The sequence below is a fragment of the Mycobacterium sp. AMU20-3851 genome (genome assembly GCF_043974665.1).
Classification (GTDB): domain Bacteria; phylum Actinomycetota; class Actinomycetes; order Mycobacteriales; family Mycobacteriaceae; genus Mycobacterium.
The window spans coordinates 3,809,910-3,826,330 of sequence record NZ_CP146371.1; the positions used below are offsets into that span (position 1 = coordinate 3,809,910).

Here is a 16,421-nt window from a genome sequence, read left to right on the forward strand (position 1 = left end):
CGCGGCAGGGCCGAAGGTCCCGATGTGGAGATTTCACCACCCCCGCCGGTGCGGCTGGGACCCCACCAATTCACCACCGGCCGCGACATCGCGGCTGCGGTAGACGATGTAGGGGCGGAACAGGTAGCCGATCGGGGCGCTGAAGACGTGCACCAGCCGGGTGAACGGCCACAGACAGAACAGCACCAGCGCGATGACGACGTGGATGTGGAACTGCAGCGGCGCCTCGACCATCAGATCTCCGCGGGGTTGCAGGATCCAGATCGACCGGAACCACGGCGAGACCGTCTCCCGGTAGTCGTGCTCGGTCCCGGTCGGTGTGGCACCCAGCAGCGTGCAGGCGAAGCCGGCGACCATCGCCGCGACCAGTGCCAGGTACATCACCTTGTCGTTGACGGTGGTCGCCATGAACACCGGGCCCCGGGTGCGCCGGCGGTAGATCAGCAGCCCGGCACCGACCAGGGTGGCCACCCCGGCGAGCACGCCCAGAATGACGGCCTGCAGGTGATAGAGGTGGTCGCTGAGGACCATGCTGGTCCACGACTCCGGGATCACCAGTCCGATGACGTGCCCGATGAAGACGACGAGGATGCCGAAGTGGAACAGCGGGCTGCCGATCCGCAGCAGCCGCGATTCGTAGAGCTGCGATGAGCGGGTGGTCCACCCGAACTTGTCGTAGCGGTAGCGCCACCAGGTGCCGACGATGACGATCGCCAGCGTCACGTAGGGCACCGTGTCCCAGAAAATCACCCATCCCGACATGTCAGACGCCTCCCCCGACCCGACGCGGTGGCACCGTCAGCTGGAATGGTTGCAGCCCAACGGTTTCCGATGGCGGCCCGGAGGCCAGCAGACGTGCCACGGTGTCCGGGCCCGCGGCCGGCAGGGTGGCACTCACCGCCGCCAGCGCATCGGCATACACGGATCCGGCGTCGGCCAGTGACCGGTGCAGCACGTCGATAGGCACCCGGTGCTCGACGAGCAGGCGCCGCCCGGCGTCGGGGTCCACGGTGGCGGCGAATTCCAGCACCACCGGCAGGTGATCGGGCGCCTCGACGGGCGGCGGTTGCACCCCGGCGGCCCGGTAGGCCTGCGCGAAGGCCAGCATCTGCACACCGCGGTTACGGGTGTCGCCGGCCGTCCAGAAGGTCAGCAGCATGGTGTGCCGCCGGCTCAGGTCGAAGGTTTCGACGTAGTCGCGCTGCGCCGCCAGGAGGTCACGCTCGCGGAGCGCCGCGGCGGTCCGGCGCAGTGCCGCGCCCCGCCCGCCGGACAGGTGTCCCAGCAGCGTGTCGACGGTGTCCAGGCGCGCGGTCCGCTGCCCGTCCGGATACGCCAACAGCAGGGAGGCGGCCTGCCAGATCAGCCGGTCCTGCAGGGTCTCGCGACCGCGGGCGCGCCGGTTCATCGCCGGTCCTCGGGGAAGATCCCCGACGGCGTTCCGCGCCCGTCCCAGTTCAGCAGGTTCACCCGGGACGGCCGTTCGGCATTGGCGGCCATCCCTTCGGTGGTCTGCCGGTGCTGCAGCGCGTGGAAGGTCTCCACCGCCACCGGTACCGGCCCGCCGCTGGCCTCCCCGAATGGTCCCGATTCGTACATTCCCGGCCCGCCGTCGAAGTCCAGGGTGCAACCGGGCTCCTCCGCCGCGCCGCCCTGGGTACCGTACGCCGTCGGAATCACATAGCGCTCTTCGTATTTCGCGAGAGCCAACAGCCGGTACATCTCATACATCTGCTCTTCACCCATCCCCACGGCCGCCGGGATGTCCGGCCGGGTCTCCCGGCCCAGATTGATGTCGCGCATATAGGATCGCATGGCGGCCAGCCGGCGCAGCACCCCGGCCACCACATCGGCGTCCCCGGCGGTGAACAACCCGGCCAGGTACTCGATCGGTATCCGCAGGGCCTCCAACGCACCGAACAGGTTGCCGATGTCCTCGCCGTCGTGACCATCCCGGCTGACAGCGTCCACCACCGGGGACAGCGGCGGGATGTACCACACCATCGGCACCGTGCGGTACTCCGGATGCAACGGCAGCGCAACGCCATAGGTGTGGATCAGTTTGTATACCGGCGAACGCTGGGCGGCCTCGATCCACTCGTCGGAAATACCCTCGGCACGGGCCGCGGCGATCACCGCGGGATCCGAGGGATCCAGCAGGATCCGCCGGTGCGCCTCGTAGAGGTCCTTGTCGTCGGGCACCGAGGCGGCCTCGGTCACCCGTTCCACGTCATAGAGCACCAGGCCCAGGTACCGCAGGCGCCCGACGCAGGTCTCCGAGCACACCGTCGGCAGCCCGACCTCGATCCGCGGATAGCACATGGTGCACTTCTCGGCCTTGCCCGTCTTGTGGTTGAAATACACCTTCTTGTAAGGGCATCCGGATACACACATGCGCCAGCCGCGGCACCTGTCCTGGTCGACGAGCACGATGCCGTCCTCGGCGCGCTTGTACATCGCCCCGGACGGGCAGGACGCCACGCACGACGGATTCAGGCAGTGCTCGCAGATGCGCGGCAGGTAGAACATGAAGGTCTGCTCGAGTTCCAGCCGGACGCGTTCGCTGACCTGCTTGAGCACCGGGTCGCCGGGCAGGATCTCCGGCGAGCCGCCCAGATCGTCGTCCCAGGCCGCCGACCAGGCCACCTTGGTCGGCTCACCGGTGATCAGGCTGCGTGGTGGGGCGACCGGGATGTGCTCACCCAACGGTGCCGAGGTGAGGTTCTCGTAGTCGTAGGTCCAGGGCTCGTAGTAGTCGTCGATCGAGGGCATCTTCGGGTTGGCGAAGATGCGGGCCAGCTTGGACAACCGGCCGCCGTCGCGCAACCGGAGCCGGCCCCTTCGGTCCCGTATCCAGCCCCCGCGCCAACGGTCCTGATCCTCGTAGGTGCGCGGATAGCCCTGCCCCGGGCGGGTTTCGACGTTGTTGAACCAGACGTACTCGGTGCCGGCCCGGTTCGTCCAGGCCTGTTTGCAGGTGACCGAGCAGGTGTGGCAGCCGATGCATTTGTCGAGGTTCATCACCATCGCCAGCTGCGCCATGACTTTCACTGGTAGCGCACCTCCTGTGACCGTCTGCGCACCATGGTCACCTCGTCGCGTTGATTACCGGTCGGGCCGAGATAGTTGAAGGCGAAGCTGTGCTGGGCGTAGCCGCCGGCCAGGTGGCTGGGTTTGATCAGCAACCGGGTCAGCGAATTGTGGATCCCGCCCCGGGTTCCGGTGGTCTCGGTCAACGGCACGTCGATGGTGCGCTCCTGGGCGTGGTAGACGTACACCACACCCTCGGGCATCCGGTGGCTTACGATCGCACGGCACACCAGGACACCGTTGCGGTTCACCGCCTCCACCCAGTCGTTGTCCCGCACCGAGATCTTGTCCGCATCAACCGGACTCATCCACATGGTGGGGCCGCCCCGAGACAACGACAGCATGAACAGGTTGTCCTGGTATTCGGAGTGGATCGACCACTTCGAATGCGGGGTCAGGTAGCGGACCGTGAGGCCCAGCCCGCCGGCACCCTGCCCGCCCAGCTGCGGTTCCCCGAACAGTCGCGCCATGTCCAGCGGCGGACGGTAGACCGGCAGCTGCTCGCCGAGCTCCTCCAGCCAGTCGTGGTCAACGTAGAAATGCATCCGGCCGGTGAGGGTGTGGAACGGTTTGAGTTCCTCGATGTTGACGGTGAACGGGGCGTAGCGTCGGCCGCCGGTCTCGCTGCCCGACCACTCCGGGCTGGTGATCACCGGCACCGGCCGGGCCTGGGTGTCGGCGAAGGTGATCCGACGCTCCTCGCTACCTGCGGCCAGATGGGTCAGCCTGCGGCCGACCCGCCGTTCCAGGGCCCGGAACCCCTCCACCGCCAGCCGCCCGTTGGAGGTACCCGACAACGCGAGGATCACGTCGGCCATCCGTTCGGCCGTGGTGACGGCCGGCCGGCCGGCTGCGGCACCGGAATCCATCACACCGAACTTGGCGGCCAGCTCCCGCACCTCATCGTCGGGATGGGTCGTCACCCCCTTGGTGGTCACCCCCAACGTGTCGACGAGAGGGCCCAGCGCCGCCCACTTCTCGGCGATCGCGCCGTAATCCCGTTCCACCACCGTCAACGGCCCCATGGTCTTACCCGGCACCGGTACCTCTCCGGTGACCCGCCAATCGTGTTCGGTCCCGGACGGATAGGCCATTGCCCCGGGCGTATCGTGCTGCAGCGTGCCGAGCACGACGTCGGTGCGTACGCCCAGATGTTCGGCCGCCAGCGTGCTGAACACCCGCGCGATCGCGCCGAAGGCGTCGAAATCCGAACGTGTTTCCCAGGGTGGGTCCACCGCCGGGCTGAACGCGTGGAGGTAGGGGTGCATGTCGGTGCTGGACAGGTCGGCCTTCTCGTACCAGGTCGCCGCCGGCAGCACCACATCCGAGAGCAGCGTGGTGGAGGTCATCCGGAAGTCGATCGACATCAACATGTCGAGCTTGCCCTCCGGGATGTCGTGGCTGAGGGTGACGCTCGCGGGCCGCACCGCGGCGGGCTGCGCCTGCACGTTGGAGGTGGTCCCCAGCAGGTGACGCAGGAAGTACTCGTTGCCCTTGCTCGAGGAGCCCAGCAGATTGGCCCGCCAGACGCTGAGCACCCGCGGCCAGTTGGCCGGATCGTCGGGGTCGGTGACCGCCAATTTCAGTCCGCCCCCGGCCAATTGGTCGGCCACATACTCGGCCACCTCGCGGCCGGCGGCCCTGGCCTCGTCGGCCACGTCCAGGCTGGACCGGTCGAACTGTGGGAAGAACGGGCTCCATCCCATGGCGGTGGCCGCGGTCAGCACGTCCATGGTGTGCTTGCCGGCGAACCGGCCGCGGCCCAGCGGGCTGGCCAGCGCGTCGGCGCGGTATCCGTCGTAGCGCCACTGATCGGTGTGCACGTACCAATAGGAGGTTCCGGCCATCTGGCGGGGTGGCCGCGACCAGTCCGTGCCCATCGCCATGGTCGACCAGCCGGTGACCGGCCGGCACTTCTCCTGACCGACGTAGTGCGCCCAGCCGCCCCCGTTGCGCCCCATCGATCCGGTCAGCAGCAACAGCGCCAGCACGGCACGATAGGTCGCGTCGCCGTGGAACCACTGGCAGATGCCGGCACCCATGATGATCATCGACCGCCCGTGGGATTCCTCGGCGTTGCGGGCGAATTCGCGAGCCACCCGGATGGCCTGGGCGGCCGAGACACCGGTGATCTCCTCCTGCCAGGCCGGGGTGTAGGGCTGCTCGGCGTCGTCGTAACCGCTCGGCCAGTGCCCCGGCAGTCCGGGTCGGGCCACCCCGTACTGGGCCAGCATCAGATCGAACACCGTGCACACCCGGTGCGCACCGACACGTCGCACCGGGACACCGCGTTCCATCGTCTCGCCGTGCCCGTCGGCGGTGTCGAACCGGGGCAGCCGCACCGTCGCGGTCTCGCCACCCTCGGCGGCCACCGTCAGGGCGGGTTCCAGGTTCTCCAGGTCCAGGTTCCAGTTGCCGACACCGCTGTCGCCGTACCGGAATCCCAGTGAACCGGGCGGGACCGCGACGGCGTCGCTGGCGCCGTCCAGCAGCGCCGGCTTGAACGCCGCGTTCTCGGTGTCGTGGCCCAGGTCGGCGGCGGTGAGGTTCTTACCCGGTACCAGGAAGCCGTCCCGTTGCTCCAGCTTGATCAGGAACGGCAGGTCGGTGAACTTGCGCACGTAGTCCACGAAGAACGGGACACGTTTGTGCACAAAGCATTCTGACAGGATCACGTGACCCATCGCCATCGCCAGCGCCCCGTCGGTGCCGGCCGCGCAGGGCATCCACTCGTCGGCGAACTTGGTGTTGTCGGCATAGTCGGGGCTGACGCTGACCACCTTGGTGCCGCGATAGCGCACCTCGGCCATCCAGTGTGCGTCCGGTGTGCGGGTGACCGGCACATTGGAGCCCCACATCATCAGATAGGCCGCGTCCCACCAGTCCCCGGATTCGGGCACATCGGTCTGGTCACCGAACACCTGCGGGGAGGCCACCGGAAGATCCGCGTACCAGTCGTAGAACGAGGTCATCACGCCACCGAGCAGCTCGATGAACCGGGAGCCTGCCGCGAACGACACCATCGACATCGCCGGGATCGGCGAGAACCCGGCCACCCGGTCCGGGCCGTAGGTCTTGATCGTGTGCACATGTGCGGCCGCGATCATCTCTGCGGCCTCGGCCCAACTCACCCGCACCAGACCGCCCTTGCCGCGGGCCTGCTGGTAGCGCCGGCGGCGCTGCGGGTCGGCCTGGATGTCGGCCCAGGCCAACACCGGGTCCCGCACACGCGCCTTGGCCTCCCGGTACATCTCGACGAGCACGCCGCGGGCGTACGGGTACCGGACCCGGGTGGGTGAGTATGTGTACCAGGAGAACGCCGCACCGCGTGGGCACCCGCGGGGTTCGTACTCCGGACGGTCCCCGCCCACCGAGGGGTAGTCGGTTTCCTGGGTCTCCCAGGTGATGATGCCGTCCTTGACGTAGATCTTCCACGAGCACGACCCGGTGCAGTTGACGCCGTGGGTGGACCGCACCACCTTGTCGTGGCTCCAGCGGTCACGATAGAAGATGTCGCCCTCGCGGCCGCCGCTGCGGCTGACGGTGCGCAGGTCATCGGAAAACGTTCCGGGCGTGAAGAACCGGCCGCTGCGGGTGAGGAGTTCCTCGACGACACCACCGGTGCGCGGTTTGGTCACGACGGGCTCCCCTCGGCCGGTTTCGGTTCGTGGGCGTGTAATCGCAGGGCGGTGAACAGCAGCGCGATCAGCGCCGTCGCCACCAGCAGCGCCAGGCCGATCGAGTAGTCGTTGTCGACGGAGTCGTAGGTGGAGCCCATCACCAGCGGCGGAAAGTACCCACCCAGACCGCCTGCCGCGGAGACGATTCCGGTGACCGACCCCACCGATCGGGCCGGTGAGCGGCGCGCCACCCAGGCGAAGACCCCGCCGGTCCCGATCCCCAGGAAGACCGCCAGGGAGATGAACGTCAGTGCCGACCAGAGATCCGGCGGCGGCTGCAGTATCGCGATACCGGCCAGCACGGCGGTGCCGCCGAACGAGGTCAGCACCACGTACTTGGGCGGCACCCGGTCCGACAACGCGCCGCCTATCGGCCGGGCCAGGACCGCGGCCACCGCGAACCCGGCCGTGCGCGCACCGGCGTCGACGGCCGAGAAGTCGTAGATGGTCTTGATGTAGGTCGGCAGATAGTTGCTGAACGCGACGAACCCGCCGAATACGACGGCGTAGAGGAACGACATCTCCCAGGTGACGGGGAGTTTGAGCGCGACCTTCAGTTTGGGCAGCACCGGGTCGGTGTTGGGGTGGAACGCCGCCGAGTCCCGCATGACGACGATGCACAGCAGCGCGGTCAGTCCCAGTGCTGCCGCCACGATCACGTGCGTGCTGAACAGCCCGAACCAGCCGACCAACCGGGGTGTGAAGAACGCCGACAGCGCGGTGCCGACCATGCCCATGCCGAACACGCCGGTGGCGAAGCCGCGGCGGGCGGGTTCATACCAGTTGTTGGCGAACGGTATACCGACCGCGAAGATGGTGCCGGCGATGCCGAGGAAGAACCCGCAGACCAGCAGCAGCGGGTAGGAGCCCGCCGCACCGGCCGCACCGGCCGCCCCGACCGCGAGCACCGGTGGGATCGAGGCCAGTGAGACCGCGATGAACATGGTGCGGCCGCCGAACCGGTCGGTGAGTGATCCCACCACCACACGGCCGAGCGAACCGACCAGAATGGGTGTCGCGACGAGCATCGAGGCCTCGGTGCTCGACAGCCGCATATCGCCGGCATAGGTGGTCGACAGCGGGCCGATCATGTTCCAGGCCCAGAAGTTGATGGCCGAGACCCAGGTGGCGAGCCCGAGGTTCGCCGTACGCGTGGAGCCGGTGGTCGGCTCGATCGCCGCTTTCACACGTTCTAGCGAACCACCCGAAACGGCAGCTCAGTAGGGTTTTGGGCATCTTCCCGGTGTTCTGCTGCACAGCGAAACACCAGAGATTTGCTGTGGCGACCCGCCCGCTGTCCCCGCCCTGTCGAGGTGTTACTGCGGCCGGCTCAGCGAATTCCCGGGGCAGGAGGGTTCAGCGACCGTTCGGCGGGGTGTCCAGATGGACGTGGGGCTGTTCGACGGCTCCGGTGGTCGGTCCGCCGATCGGCAGGCTGTGCAGTTCCTCCGCGGCCACCTCGGGAAGCGTGGCACACACCGCCGCGACGGCGTACGCGTACGGCGAATGGGCCTCGTCGAGGACCCGGTGCAGGGCCGCGATCGGCACCCGGTGCGCGACCAGCAGTCGCCGGCCGGCGTCCGGGTCGGCGTGCGCGGCGAACTCCAGCACCACCGCGAGATGGTCGGGCATCGCGCCGCCGGGGATGGGCACCCCGGCCGCGCGGTAGGCATCCACGAATGCCTGCCGGTACACCACCCGGTCGCGATTGTCCTCGGCCATCCAGTTCGTGAGCAGCAGGCCGCGTCGGCCGCCGGATTCGAAGGTCAGCGCGTAGCTCAGGATCGCGGTCTTGAGATCGAGGCTGCGCAGACCGGCCCCGGCCCGGCCCAACGCCAGCGCGTACCCGCCGTCGAGGTGGCCGAGCATCTCCTCCACGGCCGCCAGCCTGGCCGGCAGGCGGTCATCCGGCCGCGCCAACAGCATCGCGGCCCCCTGCCACACCGTCCGGTGCTGCAGTTCGGTAGAGCGCCGCCCACGCCCGCGGCCCCGTTTCATGAACGGCGCTCCCGGGCGCGGAGGTGCGTTGAGGCGGTCATACCGTCAAGGGAACCACTGAGTCGGCTGCTGAGCACGCTTTCCCTCAAGTTCTGTCGGTCCCCGGTGGCAGGCTGGACGAATGCTACTCGCCGAGATTGCGGCCACCTCGACCGCGGTGGGCGCCCTGTCCGCGCGCCTGGCCAAGGTGACGCGGGTGGCCGAGACGCTGTCCGCGCTCGACTCGCCGGCCGAGATCGCGGTGGTGGTGGCGTGGTTGTCCGGGGAGCTCCCGCAGCGCCAGATCGGTGTCGGCTGGGCCGCGCTGCGCACCCTGCCCGAGCCGGCCGGCTCCCCCACCCTCACGGTGGGGGCCGTGGACGCCGCGTTCTCGGCGATCAAGGGACTCGCCGGGCGTGGGTCTCAGGCCCAGCGCGCCGATCGGCTGCGGGCGTTGTTCGGCGCCGCCACCGGCGAGGAACAGCAGTTCCTGCGGCGACTGCTCGGTGGTGAGCTCAGACAGGGCGCACTGGCCGGGGTGATGGTCGACTCCGTCGCCAAGGCCGCCGCGGTACCGGTGGCCGCGGTGCGGCGGGCGGCCATGCTGGCCGGGGATCTGCCGGTGGTCGCGGCCGCCGCACTCACCGGCGGCGAGTCCGCACTCGACCGGTTCACCCTGCAGGTGGGCCGGCCGGTCGGGCCGATGCTGGCCCAGACCGCGACCTCGGTGCAGGACGCGCTCGACAAGCTCGGCGGCACAGCGTTGTTCGAATCCAAGCTGGACGGCGCCCGGGCGCAGGTGCACCGCGCCGGGGACACCGTCTCGATCTACACCCGCAGCCTGGACGATGTCACCGCGCGGCTGCCCGAGGTGGTCGCGGCGACGCTCGCGCTACCGGTGACCCGGCTGATCGCGGACGCCGAGGCCATCGCGCTGCGTCCGGACGGCCGGCCGCACCGTTTCCAGGTGACCGCGTCCCGGTTCGGCACCCGGTCCGGCGAGGTACGCCGCGAGCCGTTGTCGGTGTTCTTCTTCGATCTGCTGCACCGCGACGGCGTCGACCTGCTGGACGCACCGATGGCCGAGCGGCTCGCTGCGCTCGACGAGGTGGTGCCCGAGTCGCAACGCATGCGTCGGCTGGCGACGGCGGACCCCGTTGCCGCACAGCGGTTCCTGGAGCAGACACTGGCCGCCGGGCACGAGGGCGTGATGGCCAAGGACCCCGGTGCCGGCTACGCGGCCGGCCGGCGCGGCGCGGCGTGGCTGAAGGTCAAGCCGGTGCACACCCTGGACCTGGTGGTCCTGGCCGTGGAGTGGGGTTCGGGACGGCGCACCGGAAAGCTGTCCAACATCCATCTCGGCGCCCGCGACCCGGAGACCGGCGGCTACGTCATGCTCGGCAAGACGTTCAAGGGGATGACCGACACCATGCTGGACTGGCAGACCCGGCGGTTCACCGAACTGGCCGACGGCCCGACCGATGGGTACGTGGTCAAGGTCCGGCCCGAGCAGGTGGTGGAGATCGCCTACGACGGTGTGCAGGGCTCCACCCGCTATCCCGCCGGCATGGCGCTGCGCTTCGCCCGGGTGCTGCGCTACCGCGAGGACAAGACCGCCGAGGAGGCCGACACGGTCGACACCGTCCGTGAACACTACGAACGCAACGGATGACCGGAAAATCCCAATGTCGCGCAGGTGCGGTGCAAGGATTCAGAGCATGGCATCTCCAAGCGCCCCGGAACGCACTGAAGAGCACCGCGGCGACATCACGTTCGTACGTACCGACCCGGATCTGCCGCCTGTGGCGATCATCGACCGGTCCCCGATCACCGTGCGGCACCGCATCATCTTCGGGGTCATCGCGGTGGCGGGCGCCATCGCGTGGGCGATCATCGCGTTCTTCCGCGGCGAGACGGTCAACGCCGTGTGGTTCGTCATCGCCGCGATCTGTACCTATGTCATCGGCTTCAGGTTCTATGCCCGCCTGATCGAGATGAAGATCGTCAAACCGCGGGACGACAACGCGACGCCGGCGGAGATCTTCGAGAACGGCACGGACTACATGCCGACCGACCGGCGGGTGCTGTTCGGGCATCATTTCGCCGCGATTGCCGGTGCCGGTCCGCTGGTCGGCCCGGTGCTGGCCACCCAGATGGGCTTCCTGCCGGGGACCATCTGGATCATCGTCGGCGCACTGGTGGCCGGCTGCGTGCAGGACTACCTGGTGCTGGTCATCTCGACGCGGCGGCGCGGCCGCTCACTGGGACAGATGGCGCGTGACGAACTCGGTGCCGTCGGCGGTGTCGCGGCGATCGTCGGCGTGCTCATCATCATGGTGATCCTGTTGGCGGTGCTGGCGCTGGTGGTGGTCAACGCCCTGGCCGAGAGCCCGTGGGGGGTGTTCTCCATCGCGATGACCATCCCGATCGCCATCTTCATGGGCCTGTATCTGCGGTTCCTGCGCCCCGGCCGGGTGTCCGAGGTCTCGCTGATCGGTGTGGCGCTGTTGCTGCTGGCCGTGGTGTCCGGCGGCTGGGTCGCCGAAACCGCCTGGGGTGCGGACTGGTTCACGCTGTCGAAGGTGACGCTGTCCTGGTGCATCATCATCTACGGCCTGGCCGCCTCGGTGCTGCCGGTGTGGTTCCTGCTGGCCCCGCGGGACTATCTGTCGACGTTCATGAAGGTCGGCACCATCGCCCTGCTCGCCGTCGGCATCGTGCTCGCACGCCCGCTCATGGAGGCCCCGGCCATCTCGCAGTTCGCCACTCGCGGGGATGGTCCAGTGTTCGCCGGGGCGCTGTTCCCGTTCCTGTTCATCACCATTGCGTGCGGCGCGCTATCCGGGTTCCACTCGCTGATCTCTTCGGGCACCACCCCGAAGCTGCTGGAGAAGGAAAGCCAGATGCGGCTGATCGGCTACGGCGGGATGCTGACCGAATCGTTCGTGGCCATCATGGCGCTGATCACCGCGTGCATCCTCAATCAGCACCTGTACTTCGTGATGAACGCCCCGGCGGCGGCCACCGGCGGTGCGGCCGAATCCGCGGCGGACTACGTCAACGGCCTCGGGTTGTCCGGGGCGCCCATCACCGCGGCCGAGATCGACGCGGCCGCCGAGGGGGTCGGTGAGTCCTCGATCATCTCCCGCACGGGTGGCGCACCGACGTTGGCCTTCGGCATGTCCGAGGTGCTGCAGGTGTTCGGCGGCCCGAACCTCAAGGCGTTCTGGTATCACTTCGCGATCATGTTCGAGGCGCTGTTCATCCTCACCACGGTCGACGCCGGCACCCGGGTGGCGCGCTTCATGCTGTCCGATGGTTTGGCCAACATCGGTGGGCCGCTGAAGAAGCTGCGGGATCCGAGCTGGCGGGTGGGCGCGTGGACGTGCAGCGTCGTCGTGGTCGCGGCGTGGGGTTCCATCCTGCTGATGGGTGTGACCGACCCGCTGGGTGGTATCAACACCCTGTTCCCGCTGTTCGGTATCGCCAACCAGCTGCTGGCGGCCATCGCGCTGACGGTGGTCACCGTGGTGATCATCAAGAAGGGCTACCTCAAATGGGCCTGGATACCGGGTCTGCCGTTGGCCTGGGATCTGGTGGTCACGATGACCGCGTCCTGGCAGAAGATCTTCTCCGCGGACCCCAAAGTCGGTTATTGGAAGCAGCATTCGCAGTACGTCGCGGCCAAGGAGGCCGGTGAGTCGTCCTTCGGTGCGGCCAAGACACCCGAGCAGATCGACGCGGTGATCCGCAATACGTTCATCCAGGGCACGCTGTCGATCGCGTTCGCGGTGCTGGTGCTCATCGTGTTCGCTGCCGGGGTGGTCGTGGCGATCCGGTCGATCCGAGGTGTCGGCCGGCCGCTCACCGACGACGAACCGGTGCCGTCACGGATCTTCGCCCCGTCCGGCCTTCGGCCGACGGCCACCGAGAAGGAGGTGAGCAAGCTATGGGACGAGTTGCCGCCGTCATCGGCAAGATCGGTTGGTACTGGGCATCATTGATGGGCGACAACCACTATCGGCGCTACGTCGAACATCTGGGCCGCGCGCATCCCGGTGCGCCGGTGCCCAGTGAGCGGGAGTACTGGCGGATGCGGCACGCCGCCGCCGATGCCAACCCGGGCGCGCGCTGCTGCTGACCCCGTTTCCCCGAGCGCGGGTCAGTCGACCGGCAGCGGCGGGGGCAGGTACTTCTTCGCCAGGGTGTCATCTCCGGTGGATTGGGTGAGCAGCAACTGCGTCGTCTCGACGAGATGATCGCGCATCCGTTCGGCGCTCCCCCTCGGATCCCGGCCGCGGATCGCGTCCAGGATGCGTTCATGCACCAACAGAATGTCGGCCAGGGTTCGGGTCGCCGTCGTGGACAGTCCCCTGTCCATCATCTGGATCCTGGTGTTGGCCGCCACCTCGGTCACCCGACGGTTGCCCGCAGCGTTGAGGATCGCGGCGTGGAAATCGACATCGGCCGCCTGGAACAGGGATTCGTCCCCGGCCGCGGTTGCCTCCCGCATGCGTTCGAAAGCGTCCTCGACCGGGCCGAGCAGCTCGTCGGTGAGCAACTCGGCGGCACGGTAGGCCGACGGCACCTCCAGCATCATGCGTAGCGAGTAGATCTCCTCGATGTCGCGGGTGGACACCTCCAGGATGCGGACACCGCGGCTGCGCTCGAACCGGACCATACCGTTACTCGCCATACGCAACAGCGCCTCGCGTACCGGGGTCCGGGATACCCCGAGCCGGCCCGATATCTCCACCACCGAATGCATGGTGCCGGGCTGCAGCTCACCCGCCCGGATGGCGCGCATCAGCTCGTCATAGACTCGATCGGTCAGCGATACCTGCCCGGCGTCGAACACGATTCACGTCTCCCTGCTGTGCCGACTCATTTCCGCCAGCATAAATGCATGCAGCATGCGCCGTGCTACTTCCTTTGTCTGTGTCGGGCGAGATTTCACAGAAATGACAGGTCGGCGCCCTGGCTGGCGGGCAGGACGGTCTCCTCGTAGAGACGCCGCCATCCCCGTGCCGCACGCGGCGGTGGGGTGAACGACTTCAACCGCTCGGCGATCTCCTCTTCGGAGACCAGCAGGTCGATCGATCGATTCGGGACATCCAGCCGGATCAGATCGCCGTTGCGCACCACCGACAGTGGACCGCCCACTGCCGCTTCGGGATCACAGTGCAGCACCACGGTGCCGTAGGAGGTGCCGCTCATCCGGGCATCCGACACCCGCACCATGTCACGCACTCCGGCCCTGGCGAGTTTCGCCGGGATCGGTAGCGCCCCGGCCTCCGGCATACCGGCAGCCACCGGCCCGGAGTACCGCATCACCAGCACGTGGTCGGGCGTCACATCCAGGTCGGGATCGTCGAGAATCGCAGCCGCGTCGGCCGGGTTGTCCACCACGAGTGCCGGGCCGGTGTGCTGCATCAGGTCCGGACTGGCCGCCGACGCCTTGATGATCGCCCCGTTGGGTGCCAGCGATCCCGACAGCACCGCCAGCGCGCCCGGGGGGCCCAACGGGTCGTCGAGATGGCGAATGGTGTTCTGCCACTGGGCGGGTGCCTCAGTCTCCTCGATCAGTTCGCCGAGCGACCGACCGCTGACGCCGCGGTGTTCCCGGTGCAGGAACGGGGCGAGTTCGGCCAGAAGTGCGGGAACTCCACCGGCGCGGTGGAAATCCTCCATGTAACCGGCGCCGGAGGGCTTGCAGTCCACCAACAGCGGAGTGTCGGAACCGATCGTGTCGAAGTCCGACATCTGCAGGTCGACCCCGGCCCGGCGCGCCACCGCGATGACGTGGATCAGCGCGTTGGTCGAGCCACCGATCGCTGCCAGCACCCGGATCGCGTTCTCGAAGGCCTCGCGGGTCATCACCTCGCGCGGCAGCGGACCACCCGTACGCGCCAGTTCGACTGCTCGCCTGCCGGTTTCGGTGGCGTGACGCAGCCGGGCCCCGCTCACCGCGGGCGGGGTCGCGCCGCCGGGCAGCATCATCCCCAGAGTCTCGGTGAGCGACGCCATGGTCGACGCGGTGCCCATCACCGTGCAGGTTCCGGTGGTCGACACCAGTTCCTGACGCACCGAGACGATCTCGTCACCGTCGAGTTCTCCACCGCGGTGCGCACCCCAGAACCGTCGACAGTCGGTGCAGGCACCCAACCGTTCACCGCGCCACGACCCGGTCATCATGGGTCCGACCACCTCGAGCATCACCGGAATGTCGGAGGATGCGGCCGCCATCAGCTGGGCAGGCACTGTCTTATCGCAGCCACCGAGCAGCACCGCCGCGTCCATCGGCAGGGCCCGGATCATCTCCTCGGTGTCCATCGCCATCAGATTGCGGAACAGCATGGTGGTCGGCGAGGTCAGAATCTCGCCGAGGGAGATGGTCGGGAAGTCCATCGGCAGGCCGCCGGCCTGCTCGACGCCGCGCTTGACCGCGGCCAGCAACGCCGGCATGTCCCGATGGCAGGTGTTGTAATCCGATTGGGTGACCGCGATTCCGACGATCGGCCGTTCCAGGCTCTCGTCGTCATAACCCGCCGAGGCCAGAAAGGCACGGCGCAGGTAGCGGCTGAACCCCGCATCGCCGTAGGACGTGCGACTGCTGTCGACCGCGGACGTGCCGGCTTGGTAGCCGGAAGTGTCAGACATGTGGTTCCTCAGATCTCGGAGCGCCGAATCAACGCGACAGCAGGGGCATGGCCAGTGGGCGCATCGGGGCGCCGGTGGCCCCGCGCACCTTCATGCAGGCACCGATGAACGCGAACTCGTAAAGTCGTTCGGCCGCCAGGATTTCGCAGTCGACGACCTCCATGATCGGCACACCGGCCTCGGCCAGCAGGTAGGTGTGCACCACCTGCCAGTTCTCGGCATCCGGAGACGGCGACTGCTCCAGCGCGAGGTTGTCGCCGCCGATAACGGCCGCACCTGCCTGGGCGAGGAACTCGGCGCCCGCACGGTTCAGGCCCGGGGCATCATCGATGTAACGGTCGCTGTCGGGCCAGTACCGCATCCGGCCGGTGCGCACCAATGCCACATCGCCCGGATGGAATTCGACGTTCTGCCGCTTCAACGCATCAGCAAGATCCTTCGCACCGATACCATAGTTGTCCGGCAGCACGTCCACTCCGTGCAGACCGGCGATGTCGAACAGCACGCCCCGGGTGATGATAGGCGGGAACTTGTCGGCACCGCACTTGATCCAATGGCGCGAGCTGATACATTGCGCCGCTTCGTATCCGTTGAAGATCTTGCCGTGATAGCCGAAGTGGTTGAGCGTGTCGATATGCGTGCCGCAGTGGGTGTACATCGACATCGCATCACCCGAGTAGGCCACCAGGTGGTTCTGGTCCACGCCGACTCCGGTGATGTCGTCGAGCACAGTGCCGGCCGGGGTGTGGGTCATCCACTGCTGAAAACCGGGGTCCCCGGCCTTCGTCCAGGACGGCATCCCGATGAAATAGTCCACCGACAGGTCGATGGCCGCGCCGCCGTCGGCGGCACGCATGACCTCACGCGACTTCTCGGCGCTGATCAGGTTGAGCATGCCGATCTCGTCGTCGGGGCCGAACGGGCTCATGGTGATCTCGCGGAACTTCGCCGCTTGGGCGGCGATGAGGTTGCGGGACTGCTCGTTGATGATGCCGGGGCCACACATGTCGGCCT

General features: G+C 68.1%; 12 protein-coding genes. 3 read left to right on the forward strand and 9 right to left on the reverse strand.

What is annotated here, in order from left to right:
* Positions 1–33: 33 nt before the first annotated feature.
* The 6 genes from narI to narJ (V4U86_RS18390) all read right to left on the reverse strand — a co-directional run bounded on the left by narI (position 34) and on the right by narJ (V4U86_RS18390) (position 8,768).
* Positions 34–762: a respiratory nitrate reductase subunit gamma gene (gene narI / locus V4U86_RS18365; protein WP_395307374.1), complete on the reverse strand. Its 729-nt coding sequence runs from the start codon at positions 760–762 to the stop codon at positions 34–36.
* Between the two features lies 1 nt (position 763).
* Entirely contained in the window at positions 764–1,408 is a 645-nt protein-coding gene (gene narJ / locus V4U86_RS18370; protein WP_395307375.1) for a nitrate reductase molybdenum cofactor assembly chaperone, read from the reverse strand.
* Positions 1,405–3,051 (reverse strand): nitrate reductase subunit beta, encoded by a 1,647-nt coding sequence (narH, locus tag V4U86_RS18375; protein ID WP_395307376.1) that lies wholly within the window; start codon positions 3,049–3,051, stop codon positions 1,405–1,407. Before narH ends, narJ (V4U86_RS18370) begins: the two co-directional genes overlap by 4 nt.
* Positions 3,048–6,728 carry a nitrate reductase subunit alpha gene (locus V4U86_RS18380; RefSeq protein ID WP_395307377.1) on the reverse strand — a complete coding sequence of 1,227 codons (3,681 nt, stop codon included), beginning with the start codon at positions 6,726–6,728 and terminating at the stop codon, positions 3,048–3,050. Before V4U86_RS18380 ends, narH begins: the two co-directional genes overlap by 4 nt.
* Positions 6,725–7,861, reverse strand: coding sequence for a nitrate/nitrite transporter (locus V4U86_RS18385; RefSeq protein WP_395312106.1), 1,137 nt, complete (start codon positions 7,859–7,861; stop codon positions 6,725–6,727). The genes V4U86_RS18380 and V4U86_RS18385 overlap by 4 nt, the downstream gene beginning before the upstream one ends.
* Before the next feature lie 265 nt (positions 7,862–8,126).
* Positions 8,127–8,768: a nitrate reductase molybdenum cofactor assembly chaperone gene (narJ, locus tag V4U86_RS18390; protein WP_395307378.1), complete on the reverse strand. Its 642-nt coding sequence runs from the start codon at positions 8,766–8,768 to the stop codon at positions 8,127–8,129.
* Between the two features lie 121 nt (positions 8,769–8,889).
* Here narJ (V4U86_RS18390) and V4U86_RS18395 point away from each other — a divergent pair, with 121 nt between their 5' ends.
* Genes V4U86_RS18395 through V4U86_RS18405 form a run of 3 tightly spaced genes read left to right on the forward strand, consistent with a single transcriptional unit; the run spans position 8,890 to position 12,888 of the window.
* Entirely contained in the window at positions 8,890–10,419 is a 1,530-nt protein-coding gene (locus V4U86_RS18395; RefSeq protein ID WP_395307379.1) for an ATP-dependent DNA ligase, read from the forward strand.
* A 46-nt stretch (positions 10,420–10,465) separates the two neighbouring features.
* Positions 10,466–12,751, forward strand: a complete 2,286-nt coding sequence (locus V4U86_RS18400; RefSeq protein WP_395307380.1) for a carbon starvation CstA family protein — start codon at positions 10,466–10,468, stop codon at positions 12,749–12,751.
* Positions 12,697–12,888, forward strand: coding sequence for a YbdD/YjiX family protein (locus V4U86_RS18405; RefSeq protein ID WP_395307381.1), 192 nt, complete (start codon positions 12,697–12,699; stop codon positions 12,886–12,888). The genes V4U86_RS18400 and V4U86_RS18405 overlap by 55 nt, the downstream gene beginning before the upstream one ends.
* Before the next feature lie 21 nt (positions 12,889–12,909).
* Here V4U86_RS18405 and V4U86_RS18410 read toward each other — a convergent pair whose 3' ends face one another.
* The 3 genes from V4U86_RS18410 to V4U86_RS18420 form a co-directional block, all read right to left on the reverse strand.
* A complete protein-coding gene (locus tag V4U86_RS18410) occupies positions 12,910–13,605 on the reverse strand; it encodes a GntR family transcriptional regulator (protein WP_395307382.1) in 696 nt (231 codons plus the stop codon).
* 95 nt (positions 13,606–13,700) lie between these two features.
* Positions 13,701–15,407, reverse strand: coding sequence for a dihydroxy-acid dehydratase (locus V4U86_RS18415; protein ID WP_395307383.1), 1,707 nt, complete (start codon positions 15,405–15,407; stop codon positions 13,701–13,703).
* A 28-nt stretch (positions 15,408–15,435) separates the two neighbouring features.
* Entirely contained in the window at positions 15,436–16,413 is a 978-nt protein-coding gene (locus V4U86_RS18420; protein WP_395307384.1) for a cyclase family protein, read from the reverse strand.
* Positions 16,414–16,421: the final 8 nt, after the last annotated feature.

Coding starts and splice junctions, on each gene's coding strand:
- narJ (WP_395307375.1), bottom strand. CDS start 1,408: ATGAACCGGCGCGCCCGCGGTCGCGAGACCCTGCAGGACCGGCTGATC.
- V4U86_RS18415 (WP_395307383.1), bottom strand. CDS start 15,407: ATGTCTGACACTTCCGGCTACCAAGCCGGCACGTCCGCGGTCGACAGC.
- V4U86_RS18400 (WP_395307380.1), top strand. CDS start 10,466: ATGGCATCTCCAAGCGCCCCGGAACGCACTGAAGAGCACCGCGGCGAC.
- V4U86_RS18405 (WP_395307381.1), top strand. CDS start 12,697: ATGGGACGAGTTGCCGCCGTCATCGGCAAGATCGGTTGGTACTGGGCA.
- narJ (WP_395307378.1), bottom strand. CDS start 8,768: ATGAAACGGGGCCGCGGGCGTGGGCGGCGCTCTACCGAACTGCAGCAC.
- V4U86_RS18420 (WP_395307384.1), bottom strand. CDS start 16,413: ATGTGTGGCCCCGGCATCATCAACGAGCAGTCCCGCAACCTCATCGCC.
- V4U86_RS18395 (WP_395307379.1), top strand. CDS start 8,890: ATGCTACTCGCCGAGATTGCGGCCACCTCGACCGCGGTGGGCGCCCTG.
- V4U86_RS18385 (WP_395312106.1), bottom strand. CDS start 7,861: ATGATCGGCCCGCTGTCGACCACCTATGCCGGCGATATGCGGCTGTCG.
- narI (WP_395307374.1), bottom strand. CDS start 762: ATGTCGGGATGGGTGATTTTCTGGGACACGGTGCCCTACGTGACGCTG.